General features: G+C 36.8%; 19 protein-coding genes. 7 read left to right on the top strand and 12 right to left on the bottom strand.

Features of this window, described 5'->3' with window-relative positions; translation table 11 throughout:
* Positions 1–12: 12 nt before the first annotated feature.
* Positions 13–780: a prolyl oligopeptidase family serine peptidase gene (locus LKW28_RS01290; protein ID WP_229138531.1), complete on the bottom strand. Its 768-nt coding sequence runs from the start codon at positions 778–780 to the stop codon at positions 13–15.
* A gap of 163 nt (positions 781–943) precedes the next feature.
* On the opposite strand from LKW28_RS01290, the gene LKW28_RS01285 reads away from it, so the two are divergent.
* The 3 genes from LKW28_RS01285 (at position 944) to LKW28_RS01275 (ending at position 2,245) form a co-directional block, all read left to right on the top strand.
* Complete coding sequence (locus LKW28_RS01285; RefSeq protein WP_229138530.1) at positions 944–1,756, top strand: Cof-type HAD-IIB family hydrolase; 813 nt, start codon at positions 944–946, stop codon at positions 1,754–1,756.
* A 140-nt stretch (positions 1,757–1,896) separates the two neighbouring features.
* Positions 1,897–2,046 carry a competence protein gene (locus LKW28_RS01280; protein ID WP_116351173.1) on the top strand — a complete coding sequence of 50 codons (150 nt, stop codon included), beginning with the start codon at positions 1,897–1,899 and terminating at the stop codon, positions 2,044–2,046.
* Position 2,047: 1 nt separating this feature from the next.
* The gene (locus LKW28_RS01275) at positions 2,048–2,245 is read left to right on the top strand and encodes a DUF3813 domain-containing protein (RefSeq protein ID WP_229138529.1); all 198 of its coding nucleotides are present in this window, start codon (positions 2,048–2,050) and stop codon (positions 2,243–2,245) included.
* Between the two features lie 54 nt (positions 2,246–2,299).
* Here the strand turns inward: LKW28_RS01275 and LKW28_RS01270 are convergent, their stop codons facing one another.
* Together LKW28_RS01270 and LKW28_RS01265 are read right to left on the bottom strand one after the other, a co-directional pair.
* Complete coding sequence (locus LKW28_RS01270; RefSeq protein WP_229138528.1) at positions 2,300–3,175, bottom strand: BsuPI-related putative proteinase inhibitor; 876 nt, start codon at positions 3,173–3,175, stop codon at positions 2,300–2,302.
* Between the two features lie 48 nt (positions 3,176–3,223).
* Entirely contained in the window at positions 3,224–4,066 is an 843-nt protein-coding gene (locus LKW28_RS01265; RefSeq protein WP_229138527.1) for a YitT family protein, read from the bottom strand.
* A gap of 285 nt (positions 4,067–4,351) precedes the next feature.
* Between LKW28_RS01265 and LKW28_RS01260 the strand changes: the two genes are divergently transcribed.
* Both LKW28_RS01260 and LKW28_RS01255 read left to right on the top strand, forming a co-directional pair.
* Positions 4,352–5,215, top strand: coding sequence for a DegV family protein (locus LKW28_RS01260; protein WP_229138526.1), 864 nt, complete (start codon positions 4,352–4,354; stop codon positions 5,213–5,215).
* Positions 5,216–5,280: 65 nt separating this feature from the next.
* Complete coding sequence (locus LKW28_RS01255) at positions 5,281–5,412, top strand: DUF3941 domain-containing protein (protein WP_229138525.1); 132 nt, start codon at positions 5,281–5,283, stop codon at positions 5,410–5,412.
* Between the two features lie 44 nt (positions 5,413–5,456).
* On the opposite strand, the gene LKW28_RS01250 is transcribed toward LKW28_RS01255, so the two are convergent.
* Positions 5,457–6,317 carry a S1 RNA-binding domain-containing protein gene (locus LKW28_RS01250; protein WP_229138524.1) on the bottom strand — a complete coding sequence of 287 codons (861 nt, stop codon included), beginning with the start codon at positions 6,315–6,317 and terminating at the stop codon, positions 5,457–5,459.
* A 152-nt stretch (positions 6,318–6,469) separates the two neighbouring features.
* Here LKW28_RS01250 and LKW28_RS01245 point away from each other — a divergent pair, with 152 nt between their 5' ends.
* Complete coding sequence (locus LKW28_RS01245; RefSeq protein WP_229138523.1) at positions 6,470–6,961, top strand: YajQ family cyclic di-GMP-binding protein; 492 nt, start codon at positions 6,470–6,472, stop codon at positions 6,959–6,961.
* An 86-nt stretch (positions 6,962–7,047) separates the two neighbouring features.
* On the opposite strand, the gene LKW28_RS01240 is transcribed toward LKW28_RS01245, so the two are convergent.
* The 7 genes from LKW28_RS01240 to LKW28_RS01210 all read right to left on the bottom strand — a co-directional run bounded on the left by LKW28_RS01240 (position 7,048) and on the right by LKW28_RS01210 (position 13,466).
* The gene (locus LKW28_RS01240) at positions 7,048–7,149 is read right to left on the bottom strand and encodes a YtoQ family protein (protein ID WP_229138522.1); all 102 of its coding nucleotides are present in this window, start codon (positions 7,147–7,149) and stop codon (positions 7,048–7,050) included.
* Positions 7,150–7,181: 32 nt separating this feature from the next.
* Entirely contained in the window at positions 7,182–7,691 is a 510-nt protein-coding gene (locus tag LKW28_RS01235; RefSeq protein ID WP_229138521.1) for a GNAT family N-acetyltransferase, read from the bottom strand.
* Between the two features lie 424 nt (positions 7,692–8,115).
* Positions 8,116–8,319, bottom strand: a complete 204-nt coding sequence (locus LKW28_RS01230; protein ID WP_229138520.1) for a hypothetical protein — start codon at positions 8,317–8,319, stop codon at positions 8,116–8,118.
* Positions 8,320–8,492: 173 nt separating this feature from the next.
* Entirely contained in the window at positions 8,493–10,208 is a 1,716-nt protein-coding gene (locus LKW28_RS01225) for a M56 family metallopeptidase (protein WP_229138519.1), read from the bottom strand.
* A gap of 9 nt (positions 10,209–10,217) precedes the next feature.
* The gene (locus LKW28_RS01220) at positions 10,218–11,294 is read right to left on the bottom strand and encodes a LolA family protein (RefSeq protein WP_229138518.1); all 1,077 of its coding nucleotides are present in this window, start codon (positions 11,292–11,294) and stop codon (positions 10,218–10,220) included.
* Position 11,295: 1 nt separating this feature from the next.
* Positions 11,296–12,759: a HAMP domain-containing sensor histidine kinase gene (locus LKW28_RS01215; RefSeq protein ID WP_229138517.1), complete on the bottom strand. Its 1,464-nt coding sequence runs from the start codon at positions 12,757–12,759 to the stop codon at positions 11,296–11,298.
* On the bottom strand, positions 12,756–13,466 hold the full coding sequence (locus LKW28_RS01210; RefSeq protein WP_229138516.1) for a response regulator transcription factor: 711 nt from the start codon (positions 13,464–13,466) through the stop codon (positions 12,756–12,758). Before LKW28_RS01210 ends, LKW28_RS01215 begins: the two co-directional genes overlap by 4 nt.
* 156 nt (positions 13,467–13,622) lie before the next feature.
* On the opposite strand from LKW28_RS01210, the gene LKW28_RS01205 reads away from it, so the two are divergent.
* Complete coding sequence (locus tag LKW28_RS01205; protein ID WP_229138515.1) at positions 13,623–14,489, top strand: SDR family oxidoreductase; 867 nt, start codon at positions 13,623–13,625, stop codon at positions 14,487–14,489.
* Positions 14,490–14,532: 43 nt separating this feature from the next.
* Here the strand turns inward: LKW28_RS01205 and LKW28_RS01200 are convergent, their stop codons facing one another.
* Positions 14,533–15,918, bottom strand: a complete 1,386-nt coding sequence (locus tag LKW28_RS01200; RefSeq protein ID WP_229138514.1) for an alpha-amylase family glycosyl hydrolase — start codon at positions 15,916–15,918, stop codon at positions 14,533–14,535.
* Positions 15,919–16,077: the final 159 nt, after the last annotated feature.

Below are 16,077 nucleotides of genomic sequence, written 5' to 3'. Positions count from 1 at the left end.
TCTTTTTTATAATTATAAATGCTTTTTAAACCATTCAACTGATGCAAGTAGCCCTTCTCTTGTTACCTTATGATCAGCACGGGTATCTGCAATAAAGGATAGATTCTCCTCTTTCCCTTTATAGAGCGGCTTAATTTCTTGATAAAATTCATGGGTATATTTAAACGGTACCATCTTGTCTTTTTCACCATGCCAGAAAAACAATGGTCTTCCGTTTAAGGTTTCAGGTTGTATGCTTAAATCATATTTCCGTAATTCCGCATATTTTTCTTCCAATTCAGCTTCTGAGAAAGGAAGTTCGATGTCATGTCGTTTCAGTTCCTCAATTTGTCCACGGCAGAATTCTTCATAATATGGGCTTCCCATTAAACTGACCGCAGTCTTAATCCAAGGATATTGAGTCAATGCACCAAGTGTCACAATTCCACCCATTGAGGTACCTGCGATACCAATTCTTGTCTTATCAACTAAGCCCTCACCAATTAACTCATCTTTGATTACTTGAATTTCTTTAATTTCATTCACTACGATATCCCAGAACTTAAAATCCATTTCAAGTTCATCAAGGTCCTTTTCCCTTTCACCATGATAATCTGCTTCAGGTAAAACTACTCGAAATCCTTCCTCTGCATAAAGATATGCATAGTGCAAATTATGTTCCTTTGCACTGCCAAATCCGTGAACAAAAAGGATTAACGGAGCTATTTCATCTTTTAAGTGATTTTTTACAATATGTAATGCCGGAATGTCTGCAATCTTCCTTTTTTCAACAATAACCATTCTCAGTGTGCTCCTTTAAAATCAAATGCGCCTTGAAAAGTTAAAACTTTTAGACATCCTCTAGTGTATCATTAATTGGTCTTGACCAAAAAATTTTAGCTTTTCAATTGACGATTTTTTTAATATCTGTTTTAGTAGAATAAAGAGAGCAGAGGAGATTGAGATGACTAAACAACACTTAATTGCACTTGACTTAGACGGTACTTTATTAAAAGACGATAAAACAATTTCAAAAAGAACTAAAAACACAATCGAAAAAGCAAAAAATGCTGGTCATATGGTTATGATTGCAACCGGAAGACCTTTCCGTTCTAGCTCAATGTACTATCAAGAACTCGGTCTTACAACGCCTATCGTAAATTTTAATGGAGCTTTTGTCCATCATCCTCTTGATCAAGGCTGGGGTGTCTATCATGACACACTTGATTTAAAAACAGTTCAAGAAATTGTGGAAGTGGCTGATAGTTTTCAGGTGAAAAATATTTTAGCCGAAGTAATTGATGACGTCTATTTTCATAATCACGATGAAACAATGTTAGATATTTTCGGTATGGGGAAACCGAATATTGAAACGGGTGATTTACGAAAAATTTTAAAGCATGACCCGACTTCTTTACTGATTCATCCAGATGAAGAAATTGCAGATCAAATCCGAAAGTATCTATCTGAAATGCATGCTGAAGTGGTAGATCACCGCAAATGGGCTGCACCTTGGCATGTTATCGAAATTGTTAAATCAGGATTAAATAAAGCTGTGGGTATTCAAAAGGTGGCCGATTATTATCAGATCCCAAAAGACAGAATTATTGCCTTTGGTGACGAAGATAATGATTTAGAAATGATTGAATATGCTGGACATGGGATTGCAATGGGGAATGGAATTGACGATTTAAAAAATATTGCAAACCATGTGACAATGACAAATGAAGAAGACGGAATTGCCCTTTATTTAGAGGATGTACTAAAAATTAAATAAAAATTAGGAAGAACCGGTTGGAAAGCTGGTTCTTTTTTTCAGAAATAATTACCTGATATATCCCCTAGCAAAACGTCGAACAATATTAATAGCGCCACTAAAAGCGCTTCTTTTAAAGCTGTTAAAGGGGGAATTTACGGATGGGTAGTAATAAATCAAAACGATTTGTTCATCAAGGTGCAGATGCAGTTCAACAACATGCTCAGCGCTTTCCTTACCGTTCAACTCTAGCTGAAGCAGAAGCCAAGAAAAAGCAAAATGTCGAAAATTCATCGCTTGGAGGCATATAAAATGGGAAACCTTTTATTCCAAAAGGCTCGTGAAACAGTCGAAATTGCAAAACAAGCTAGCACGGGTCAAAGTGATCCAAGCTTTCAGGATGCGATTTCGGTCGCCAAAAATGCTCTTTCATCTGCTTATGCTAACTCTACAACAGCCGAAAAAGAACAACTCCGCGAATTACAGAATGAATTGGATCAACTTCAATAGGTTGGTACTAATTCAAACAATGGGTCAGACATAATGTCTGACCCTTCCACTTTATTATTGGAACTGTTGAAGTTTTGCATGATAAAGATTCGTAATCGAACCATCCTTTGCACTTCTTTCGTATAAGTGGAGAATTAACGCTCCATTTGTTGGAATTTTATCCTTTGGAATTGAGATCTTAATTTCAAATGGGGCCCATGCTGGTGCACCTTCAGAAGCGTTTTGAACAGTTTCAGGAATCACATAGTCATGTCCATCCTCAACAGAATAGAAGAATGTTGCTTCAAACACTCGTACTTCCCCGGTTACTGTATATTCTCCATTTTCTCCAAGTACTTGAACTTTTCGGAATGCTGTATTCCCTTCATCAGGAATTGTAAAATTTTCTTCAGCCTGTAATACATTTTCCTCTATTTCCTGTCCATTTACTTCAAAAGCCGTTGAGAATATAGTCGCTTTATATTCCCCCGGTGCAAGTCTCGTTCCATCATTTGAAGTATAATCCCATGGTTCTTCCCAGACTTTTTCTTCACCTGGTTTTAGCTCCATTTCTTCTATGGATTGGATAAACATTTTATCAATAGAATAGCGGTAAACTTCCTTACCATTTGCATCTGTCACAACAATTTCATATTTTTGACCTCCTGGTATCGTCACTTTTACGGAATTGTCGTTTGTATTTTTTAATGAAATCGTGAAGGTTGCTTCATTTTCCCCTGTTTCAATTGATAGGTTTGTTTGTAGTTTTTCAACCAAGTTTACATCACCTCCAGGTTCTACGCTTTCTTGTTCTGGCGGCGTTTCTGTTTCTACTTTTTCACCGCTCCCCGAATTCACTGGAAGAGCTTCGTCAGTTGTAGAAGTACCACATCCTGACATGATAAATAAACTCATTACAAATACTAAGGCTACTAGAAGCCATCTTCTCATGTTTGTCACCCCTTTATAGTATTTGTCGAAGGATACATAAAAAAGTTACTATTCTTTGCGAAATAATCCATATACACCAACCGTTTGCACAATATTTGTAAAAGCATGAGGATCAACTTCCTTGATAATTCGCTCCAAGTCAAATAATTCATATCTTGTTAAAACGATCATCAGCATATCCTTTGGTTCACTCGAAAAGGCTCCTTTTGCTGGAATCACCGTAATTCCTCTTACTAACTTGGAATGGATCGCACTTTTCAATTCATCTGCTTTTTTCGTTACAATCATCGCAGAAACCTTTACATGGCTTGTATGGACCGTATCAATAACCCTTGTTAAAACATATAGTGCAACGAGTGTGTACAAAGCCTTTTCCCATCCAAATAAGAAACCTGCAGTAAGAATGATAAGCCCATTTAGTGTAAAAATATAGGTTCCGATTGGCTTGTCCTTTGACCTTGATAATACGAGGGCAATAATATCCAGTCCGCCTGTTGAAGCACCCCATTTCAAGGTTAAGCCGATTCCAATTGCTTGAATAACAGCACCAAATACAGCATTAAGTAAAATATCATCGGAAATACGTTCAAGTGGAATAATCGTTAAGAATAATGAAGTCAGGGCAACAGAGACAAAGCTATACAGGGTAAATGACTTTCCTACCTTTTTCCATCCTAAAATAGCAACTGGAATGTTTAATAAAAGTAAAATAACTCCTGTTGAAACATGCAATGGTGTGTAATCACCTAAAATTCTAAACAATAGCTGTGATACACCAGTAAATCCTGATGAATAAACATCTGCTGGAATTAAAAATAAATTTAAGGCTACTGCATTTAGCAATGCACCCAACATTACGATAATTACTTTTTTTACTTCTCCAAACACCATTTACATAGTCCTCCTGGAACAACATTTTTCAATCCTGATAGTAAATAAGTTCTCATACAAAATTTTCCCACACTTGTTGTAATTTTATCCAATACTCGATACACTTACACTAGGCATGTTTTTAGTTTCATTCAGCAAAACCCATCTGAATAAAACTAAAGCCTCCGGCGGATGCCACGATTTTTCAGAGGAATCTTTTCGAGCTTGCTCGAAAAAAATCGGGCGCAAATACGCCATGGCGCATTTGATTTAATAACCTGACCATGAAAAGAGAAGGTGAGACTTTTGACCGTTAGAATTCTTACTGATAGCGGTAGTGACCTACCACTTCAATTTTTTGAAGAAAACAATGTAACCTTATTCTCCTTAGGAGTTCATCTAGATGGGCAAGATTATGAAGATATTGCTACGATTGAGCCCGCAAAAGTGTTTGAAGCGATGCGAAATGGGAGTTCTCCGAAAACATCCCAAGTTCCTCCTCACCGCTTTAAGGATGCCTTTACTGAAATTGCAAAAGAAAAGCAATCTGCTGTATACATTGCCTTTTCATCACAATTATCGGGTACCTACCAAACAGCTGTAATGATGAGCGAAGAGGTAAAAGAAGAATATCCTGACCTTGATTTAACAATTATTGACACAAAATGTGCTTCACTTGGACAAGGCCTAGTTGTGAAAGCAGCTGCTGAGCTAGCCGCCAAAGGTGCGTCAAAGGATGAAATCGTTCATCTTGCGAATTTCTATAGTACTCATATGGAGCATCTATTTACAGTTGATGATCTCGAATATTTAGCTCGCGGGGGACGTATTAGTAAAACTTCAGCCTTTGTCGGAGGATTATTAAATATTAAGCCTCTATTAAATGTAGAAGATGGAAAGCTAATACCTCTTGAAAAAATTCGCGGAAAAAAGAAAGTGTATAAACGTATTGTTGAGCTTATGGAAGAGCGCGGTGTGGATTTATCAAAACAGACAATTGGTATTAGCCACGGAGATGTCGAAAGTGAAGTACTTGAGTTGAAAAAGGTATTTGAGGAAAAACTCGGTTGTAAATCATTTTTCATTAATGCTATTGGTGCTGGGATAGGTTCACATGCAGGACCTGGAACCATTGCGATCTTCTTTTTAAACAAAATGCCAAATAGCTAATTTTACATAGTTTGAAAAACGACTGGATATCCTAATTCTGAAGTGATTGAAGGGAGTGTTCAATTATGCCGAGAACTAGTGATAATGATAAAAAGGCTCAAGATAACAACGCATTACGACATGAAAAAAATATGATGAGAGAAAAAAATCGTCAGGCTGGCAAACATCAATACTCAAAGAAAACAGATCATTTGTAAAAGCAAACGCATCGGTCTTTTTAGAACCGATGCGTTTTCCTTTACTATTCTTTTTTGAAATAGGTCCAGCCTTCTTCTTGGTATACTTTTCCTTCTTTCATTAGCTTTCCAAGTGCCCGTTTGAATGAAGCTTTACTCATCTCAAATCTGGCAGTAATGTCTTCCGGGCTGCTTTTATCCCCATATGGCATTGCTCCCCCACGGCCTTCCATATACTGATAAATTTTATCAGCATCATCTCCCATGATTTCATGACCTCTACCAAGTAAGGATACATTTACGGAACCATCTTCCTTAACATCAATAATTCTGCCTTGGACCTTTTCACCAACTCTTGGCTCCCTTGTCCGTTGACTTTCATGAATAAATCCAATGAAGCCTTCCTCTGAAATCATAAATGAACCGACCATTAATAATCGATAAATGGTCCCTGTTATATTTTTATTAAAATCTTTTCTTGTAGCTGGTTTTGAAATCGAACGAATGACGTCTTCTGTTGCTAGCTTACCAAAAAGCCGGCCATTTTTGTCTGTTCGTAGAGTTACATACAATCTGTCACCAGGCTCCGGCCAAAGGTCCCAAACTTCATGTAAATCGTCCTTTGAAACAAGAATATCTTTGTTAATCCCAATATTTACAAAAGCTCCTAGCTCATGTTTGATTTCAACTACCTCAGCCCAATCATAAGAACCGATTTGAACAGTCGGTATTGCCATGGAAGCTGAAAGTCTTCCCTGATGGTCTTGAAAAAGAAAAACAGTTACGTCCTCATCAGGGTCAAAGCCATCTATAATTTCATTTGTATGAAGCAAAACATCTTCTTCACCGTTTGTTAAAAAATAGCCAAACGGGGCATCTCTATCTACACGTAATGTGACAACCGTACCTGGTTCTAATGCATTCATTTATTAAAGCCCTCTTTCTTATGTTACTTAATGGTCATTACATAGTATAGACCGTTAAGACTCCAAATTACTAGTATAGTTTTGGAAAAAGTTGTTCAAATTGCTAAGATTGTCTATAATCAAGGCAAATATACTTTTTTGGAGGTTGGCAAATGGCAAAGGAAAGTTCATTCGATATTGTGTCAAAGGTTGATTTGCCTGAAGTAACAAATGCAATCAGTATTGCAAAAAAAGAGATCCAAACTCGCTATGATTTTAAAGGCAGTAAAAGTGACATTTCACTTGATAAGGAGGAACTGGTCTTAGTATCAGATGATGAGTACAAGCTTGAGCAATTGAAGGATGTCCTAATAAGTAAAATGATTAAGCGTGGGATAGCAACACGTAATATTGATTATGGAAAAATTGAAAATGCATCTGGAGGAACCGTTCGTCAACGTGCGAAACTGATCCAAGGAATTGACAAAGAGAACGCGAAGAAAATTAATACGATCATTAAAAATAGCGGACTTAAGGTAAAAAGCCAGGTTCAGGACGATCAAGTTCGTGTAACTGCTAAAAGCAGAGACGACCTACAACAAATTATTAATGCAATTCGCGAAGCAGATTTACCGATTGATGTTCAGTTTATTAATTATCGTTAAAAAGAATGCAGCGGAAAAAGTAAGCCCGCTGCATTTTTATTTATTCAAATATCTAACTCAACACGTCTAATGCTTGGTCAACTGTTTCAACGGTTACGTGACTTAGCCTTGTCTTTAATTTCCTCCCGCCAATTGTCATGAATTTGCCCAGCTAAATAAATTGTTAACTGCACAATACCCCTCCTCATGTCGTTTCTACTATCGTATCATAGAACGATGCTTATTTTACAAATTTATACATGATGATTTCATCTTCATAATGTGTATCACTAAATTTAACGAATTTAACTTTTCGTCCTTCCTCTATGAACCCAAATTTTTTATATAAGTGGATTGCTATTTTATTATGGGAGAAGACTTCTAGACATACTTTCTCGAGACCAGGTTCTGTTCGTGCCCACTCAAGTAAATATTCCATTAGTTTGCTTCCAATACCTTTATTGCAGTATGCCTCTTGAATACTTATCCCAAAATACCCTAAATGAGAAAGCCGCTTCCTTTTTGAGGTCTGGAAGCTTAAACTACCGACAATTTTACCGTCAATATCTGCTACAATGATTAAATTCCCTGGTTTCGAATATCCCTCTATCCATTTCTCCTCTGCCTCAACTGTGATATTAAATTCCTCAGGAGAAGTTAACATATATGTCGACTCATTCAGAACGATTTTGGTATGTTCGATTAGATGTAGTGCGTCCTCTTCATTTGCAGGCCTTATCTGTATATCCATATTAACCTCCAGCTAAATTTTTTCCTATTATCTATTTCTTTGAATTGAATGGATTTCCTTTTAATTTATCAAACTTTGTTGATATGAATTTTTTCCATGTTTCACAAAAATGATTGGGTTTTGGAAAATTGTGGGGATTATAATGACATAATCATTATTTACGGTTAGGGTTTTGGGTAATTATGGCAAACCTAATGGCATAAACATCATTTATTGTTAGACTTTTGGATAATTATGGATAACCCCATAGCATAAACATCATTTATGATTAGGCCTTTGGATGATTTTGGAAAACGATATGACATAAACATCATTTATGGTTACAAAATTGTAATAATATAGAAAATCAAATATATCAAATGCGAAATATAATACATTAAACAAACAAAAGACCCCCCCCATAGGAAAGTCTTCGGACAAAAGCTTAGTAAAACCCAACAGCCTGCAATATAATTACCCCTACAATCGATACGATACTCCCTGTTAGTAACACAATGAGAAGGTTTTTTAATTTCCTTGTATCTAGCCAGACAACCACTCCAACAACTATCGTAAACAGCAATCCAAAAAATAGTGATGCATACGGATTTGTTGGGGTGATCCAATCATTTACACTTAAGAAGTCCATTTTTCCAACTCCTTTCTATGATTGTATTGCCGGTGTACAAAAGAATACGGTTAGTCCTCCTGCAATTGCTAAAACCACTCCCACAGGGCTATATGACGACAAAAATATTCCTAAAGGGAAAACAACTGCACCAATAACAAATAAAACTTTCGCCAATTTCACTTTCTCACCTTCTATCTCAATATTGACTCCTTCACTCTATCGACCATCCAACGATTTCGTATTCTTTTCCCCCAACCTTCATTATTTTCTTTTAAGGTTTGGACTCTCCAGTACATTGGTGGATGAAGCATGAACTGAAATTCAATAAATCTCCATATTAAAGAATCCCGTTCAATCGATGACTTTGCCACATCTTTCTCTTCTTTAATAACCGTACTATATGAAAGTGATTTATTAATTGCCTCATCCTGTTTTTCCGATAAAGTGATTAAACTGCTCGACATTTGCTTACTACCACCACTAAGCAAGGATGCTCCCAGGTGATCCGCCCGGACTTCCATCCATTGTGAACTAAAAGATTGGATGATTGGGAATATAATCATTAAAAACCATATTGTTAAAAAAAGTGGGATTTTATATTCTTCAATGTTGGTTATATATTTTTGAATCAATAAAACTATACCGAACACAAGTATCAAATATACGAATCTCCAAAGCTGCCCCCAGAGCACATCCCGCTTTTTCACATGAATGGCTTCATGTGCGAGGATTCCCTCAATTGCCTCAACCGGCAACTTTAATGTAGCAGTTGTAATTGTTACCATCGATTTTCCAATATTCATACCTGTCGCAAGGCCGTTATACTCTGTACTTTCTGTTTCATACACACGGACATTTGGAATACCGGCTTTTTCAAAAACTCGCTGTGAAAGTTGAATTAATTCCAGGTTTTGGGTCTCCTCAGCATCCATTGCCACCTTTAAAACTTGGTCAGATATATAAAGGTTGAAGCCCCAAAATGCTAATGCGACAGTGACCATGATCCAAGACGGTACTTCAAAGTAATATAGAAGTAGAAGTAATCCCGTATAGGCAGATACACCTTTTACCGTTGATGCGAAATAGAGCTTTCCGATTAATCGTTTTATATTTTTCCGATGCCAAAACGGTAGGACCTCGTTTAGTTCCATCACTTTTTCCTCAACATTTATCTTTTCATCAATAATACTTTTCCATTTTTCTGCTTCACGAATGGTTATATAAACCGTCTCACCTGGCATATAAAGCCGTAAAACTGTCCGAAAGCTCGTAGTAAAATCTGCGTTTGACGAAAACATCGTTAATAATGGATGGAGCTTCAACAGGTCTACATTTGTTTCAAGTTTCACATCCTCTAAATCTTCAATTGGAATTTTTCGAGATTCAAAGTATGATACCAAATATAGTTGTTTTTCTTCTTTGTCATAAAAAACATTAACAGTTGCATAAATACCGATTCGCTTTATTACTTCTGTTCCAGTGCTTACAAGTCCAAAGACGATAATATATTTTAATAGACTATACTCTGGACCAAAAATGTAGAATAGAATTGCACCAATTACGACAAATCCGGTTATAAATATATCAGATGCAATCCGTTTAAAATCACGTCCTAAAGAGATTTTTTCTACTTTATTCTGACGTAATTCCTCTTGGAGCTCAATTCGTTTCTCATAGCCGGTAGTCAAAGAAATTGCTAGGAAATATCCGCTTGATATGAACGCAATATAGATAAAACCATCCATAAATGGAACTTGATAAAAGACAAACCCAATTGCAAGGAGGGCTAGAATGATTTCAATCGAGGATCCCAATCTTTTATTTACCTTCTCAACTATCATTCCGATTAATTGGATCCCTAAGCCTACTAAAATATATAATCCAATCTCATACCAATTTGGCAGCATCATTTCCACCTACATTTCATTATTCAGTACCATACGCTCCGTCATTTCAAGTACTTCTTCCATTTCAAGGTCCGGGTTTTGGATCAAAATTGTATAGCGCAGACCATTCTCATCCCAGCTTAAAGCATCAATAAAATCATCAAATTCTGCACCTTGACCACGAACTTGCCACTTTCCAGGTTTAATTTCCGTTCCTGCTTCCTCTGGAGTCGGGAATATTGAAACTAATAAGGAAGGGATCCCTTCATTTAAATAATAGACAGTGATCTCCGGGCGGTTGATTATACCCTGAAGAATGTCAATCTCCACATTCTCAACTGTAATGTCTTCACCTGTAAAAACCAGGAATGGCTGATCCAAAGCTGTTTGTGCCTCTTCTAATGATCCATAGTTAGGCTCAAGCTCTGAATCAATAGAGTTAATCGTTACATGTTCAGGTATATCTAAAGTAAAAGTATCCTCCTTAAAATCTGGTGAAAAATCAAGGGCTTTATATTCAACTTCAGATTTTGCATCCCCCACTTCAGATATGAGCTTCACCATAAACCATGTCTTTTGATCAATCCATAATTCAAAATCACCTAAAAAACTGGAGTCTGTATTTGGGGTGGCTTTTAAATGATAGACATTTAATTCTAACATTTTTTCTTCACCGACAATTTCATAATCATGGGTTTCTTTGATTGTGTCTAACATCATCATTAGTTGTTCTTTAGGTGATGCAGCGAATACAGGTAATCCTTCCTCCGACAAGTCAATGCTAAAAGCCGTTTCACTTTCTGGTTCATAGGAAAGAACCTGTTTCCCATCATTTAACGCATAGGATTCAAGATTGCTAGTAAGATCTGTGGTCATGATTTTCCGTTTACCATCCTCTGCCACATACTCTTTAAAACTCGCGTCTTGGGTGACCTCTCCATTTGTTGTAAGTTTCATGACACCTTCTCCATAATATGAAAGCTTGCTTTCCTTAGCAGACAAGACATTTGATATGATTTCTTCAGATGACACAGCCATATCCCCCTTACAGCCCGATAAAAAGCCCATTATTAGAATTGCAGTTAACATGAATAGATATTTTCTCACTTTACTCCCTACTTTCCTCAAGCCAGCAAGCAAGTAATGTTCCTTCTTTTTCTGCTGACCAGATTCTGATTTTTCCATTTTGTTGTTCCATTAACAATTTTGCAATACTCAATCCAAGCCCTGAACTGCCGCCATTGTTCCTTGCACCTTCTGCCTGATAAAAAGGCTGAAAAACTTTGTCCAGTTGTTCATTAGGAATTCCATTTCCTTCATTTTGAATTAGGATAACAGTACCTTCTTTTCTCCAGACCTCTACGTCTTCAAAAAAGTTTTTAAATACCCAGTCAGGTAGTTTTGTATTACTTGAAATAGCAGCTAGCCAAATCCGATTCCCTTTTTCCGTATGCCTAATCGCATTCCCCATGATGTTATCTACAATTCTCACCATATGCTTTGGATCGACCTTATAGGTTTCTTTTACTGATTGATCTACATGCAGTGAAATCCCTTTTCGATTACAAGGTTCGTCATATCCTGATATCAGCATGTCAAAATATTCTTCCCCGTCTACTTCCACCAGCTCAGTTTGTTGTGTAGAGGATTGTAATGCCGTGTGTATTGTCAAGTCATCAAGCATTCGTTTCATGTATTCAAGCTTCTCAAATAAAATGTCATTATATTCGGCCTTCTCTTGTTCTGAAAGAGTTTTATCATTCTGCAAAGCCTCGGTATATGCACGAATAACCGTTAATGGCGTTTTTAGATCATGTGATAATGAGGCGACAATGAATTCTTTTTCCTTTTGTTGAACAACAAGAGCCGCTTGTGTTTGTTCAATCTGTTCTTTCATTTTCCAAAAATGTTTGATTAACTCCCCTATTTCATCTTTTGAATCACAAATCTGATTTGGCAGTTTATCCCCATTTGCAAAAGCCGTCATTTGCGCCTGCAAGTGGCTTAATGGTCGATTTAATTTTCGATTTAATAGAATCACTACAACGATATAGAGTAGGATAACGAAGATACTGAAGTACACACCCAAATACATGTAGCGATTGTTTACCCCTTCTATCCAATCCTCTCTTGCAATCGAAATTTCAAAAATTCCAAGGACATCACCATTATTAACCACAGTCTTTTTTAGTGTGTAGGTACGGGAGTTCTTTTGAATCTCATTTAGATTTCTGTACACTTGATCAATATTTATTGTTGAAAATCCATATGAACCTTGACCTGGTAAACTAGAATAAACAACAACGCCATCAGGGCGGTATAATGTTATCTTGATTGATTCATTCTCTAATGCTTGAATATCCGCAAACTGTTCTTTCGGTTGGAGTTTATAAAATTTTGGATTCAAAAGCTTTGGTTCTATCTCCTCCATTTTATTGTTCATCTCAACAAACTCAACAAATGCTTGGCTCTCATCGAGATTACTTATACTGACATAGAGGAAATAAAGCGCGACCACAGGAAGCAACATCACGATAAAAAAGCTAACCATCAGCCATTGTTTGATTTTCATACGCTTTGTTCTCCTATAAAACGATAGCCGACACCCCAAACCGTTTGAATAAACTTTGCGGAGCGTGTATCATCCCCTAATTTCGAACGTAAACTTTTTATATGAACCGTGACCGTATTATTGCCATCCACATCCTCCTGCTGCCAAATATGCACATAAATTTCTGTTTTTGAAAAAGTTTGCAATGGATTTTTCGCTAACAAAAACAATAATTCCTTTTCTTTGGAACTTATTTGTACAACGCCGCCATTCAGATACACAAGCTCATTCGTAAAATCAATTGTTAATCCATTCATATAGTTGATTCGATTTTCATTTGATGTCTTTTTGTTATATCTTCTGAACCGTCTTAAATGAGAGCTGATTCTCGCACTCAGTTCCTCAAGACTAAATGGCTTTGTGATGTAGTCATCAGCTCCAAGATTCAATCCTCTTATTTTACTTTCATCCTCATTTCGTGCACTTAAAATGAGGAGTGGAATTTCGCTTTCCACTCGAATGGTTTTACATAATGTATACCCATCCATTTCCGGGAGCATTAAATCTATTAAAGCAAGGTCAAAATGATCACCTTTAAAATCCTCCCAGCCTTCTTTTCCCGTAGAAGCCCATGTTACGAAATAGCCTTCTTTCCGTAAATGATCACAAACAATACGGGCGATTTCCTTATCATCTTCAACAAGTAGAATTTTTTCAGGTCTTTCCATGGATAACCCCTCTTTCTATCTATTTCCATTATAAAGGAAGTTTTGTCGGGCTTATTGATTTTTTATAATTACTTAATAATTAACGAATAGGTATATTCAAACGCATTTTATTAAAAAGTAAGTAACGTACATTAATACTTTAAAGGGGTGTTATTATTGTCAAATAGTAAAGGGAAAAATATTTTGCCAGCGCAGCATCAAAATCACCAGCCTGGAACTGAGACTGAAATGGTACCAAGACCAGTCTCAGAGGATCATTCCTATCAAGGCAGCAATAAGTTAAAAAATAAGGTTGCTATTATTACTGGTGGGGATAGTGGAATTGGAAAAGCCGTCGCGATTCATTATGCGAAAGAAGGCGCAAATGTGGTCATCGTTTATTTGGAAGAGCATGAGGATGCTAAGGAAACGAAGCATCAGGTTGAAGAGGAAGGACAAAAATGCTTACTTCTTTCCGGGGATATTGGAAATGAAGAATTCTGTAAAGAGATTGTGAAGAAAACGGTTGATACGTTTGGACAATTAGATATTTTAGTTAATAATGCAGCCGAACAGCATCCCCAAAAAAGTATCTCGAACATCACAGCTGAACAGCTGGAAAAAACATTCAGAACCAATATTTTTTCTTATTTTTACTTAACAAAGGCAGCACTTCCTCACTTAAAGCAGGGAAGTTCCATCATCAATACGGCATCTGTTACAGCCTATAAAGGAAATGAGCAGCTCATTGATTATTCATCAACAAAAGGTGCAGTCGTTTCGTTTACAAGGTCACTCTCCTTGCAATTGGTTGGAAAAGGAATTCGCGTAAATGCAGTCGCTCCCGGGCCGATTTGGACACCGCTTATTCCTTCTACCTTTACAAGTGACCAAGTTGCGAAATTCGGCTCAACAACACCAATGAAACGACCAGGACAACCGGAGGAAGTGGCACCAAGCTATATTTTCCTTGCTAGTGATGACTCCTCCTATATGTCTGGGCAGATTCTTCACGTGAATGGCGGGGAAATTGTAAACGGGTAAAAGTAAAAAGCATCATCCTTTACATTGGATGATGCTTTACTGTTTATTCAGTTTCTTTATTACCATGACTTTTTTTATTAAGCAAAATGAATCCAATCATTAACACCGGTACAATAAATACCGCAATGAATAATGTATAATTAATTTTTGTCGTGTCCCGAGCCACAAACACTTCCGAGATATCACGATTGACAACAAGATGAAATTCATCATCGGTTGAACGAAAAAGATCCTCTGTAATCAATCCAAATAATTCCTTATCTTCCCCAACTTGGTCAGACGTTAAAGTAAAACTTTGTGTTTTCGTTGTATTATTAATTGCAACAAATGCTGTTTCTCCCTCATATTCCCGTTTAAAAACGAGCATTCCTGCATCATTTTTGACCAATTCGACTGTTCCTTTTGTTAAAGCAGGTACACCCGATCTGATCTTAGCGAGCAATGTAATATAGTCAACAAGCTCTTTGTCTGTTCGAAAGTCCATTAAACCGAGGTTGTCAGGTATCTCCGTGCCATTTAAAGCAATTTCTGTTCCATAGAAAATGACTGGGATTCCAGGTGTTGTATACAAATATGTCATTGCTGCCTTTAGGCGTGGTGCTGGATGCTCATTAGCTTCTGTAGCCAGATAAGTGAATCGAACCGTATTCGGATTATCGAAGAAATTAAGTAACGAATTCGGATTTTCAAAACCACGTGCTTGTTCCCAAATATTTTCGAAATCAGTAAAGGTTTGGTCTGGCGCACTAAAGCTTGTGATTCCTTCATAAGGTACCGTGTTAAACACAGAATCAAGTCCCGCTGCTTCAAACTCATGCAGGTTATCGCCACCAACAGGTTGTCCAATCACTAAAAAATTTTCTTTCTCTGATTTCAGTTCGCTTGATAATGTAGTGATAAATTGGGGTGTAACTCCATCAACAAGATCAAGCTTATATCCATCAATATCTGTCTCTTGAATCCACCATTTGGTATCTTCAACAATCTCATCATTTAAAGTCTCATTTGAAGTGATTCCGAGATCAAGAATAATTTTTATCCCTTTGTCATGCGCTTCTTTTACAAGCTCTTTTAAATCTTCAGAAGTCCCATAATGTGTATTGATTGCACGTCTGTCTTTTACCACATACGGATAAAAAGTATCCGCCTCATTTTCAAATATTGGTGATAATAAAATTGACGTAAATCCCATATCCTTCAAGTAATCAAGCCGACTTATGATCCCTGGGATGTCTCCCCCATAATAGGCATTGGGATTCGTAAGGTCCACTGCAAAATCATTTGCACTATCAGCATTATTAAAACGATCCACCATTATGTAATAAATACTTTCTTCCTCTATTGGTCGATTGTCAGCAGCCAAAGCGGGAATGCCCGACAAAAGTAACAATGGAATCAGTAAAGCCACTATACAGATCTTTTTCTTCATCACGAAACTCCTATCCTCTTAGTTCTTTCAATCTTTAAAGTAACCTTTTCCCTTCTCATAAGTCAAATATAACAAGTGTTTGTTCATATTTTGTACATATTTTTCGACCAATTTAATAATCCTTATTTCTTTAAAAGTGCCTATTCTTTCTTTCAACAA

This window comes from Bacillus sp. REN16, from assembly GCF_020731355.1.
Classification (GTDB): domain Bacteria; phylum Bacillota; class Bacilli; order Bacillales; family Bacillaceae_L; genus Ferdinandcohnia.
The sequence above is the reverse complement of the archived record's forward strand: the minus strand, read 5'-3'. Positions and strand labels throughout refer to the sequence as shown.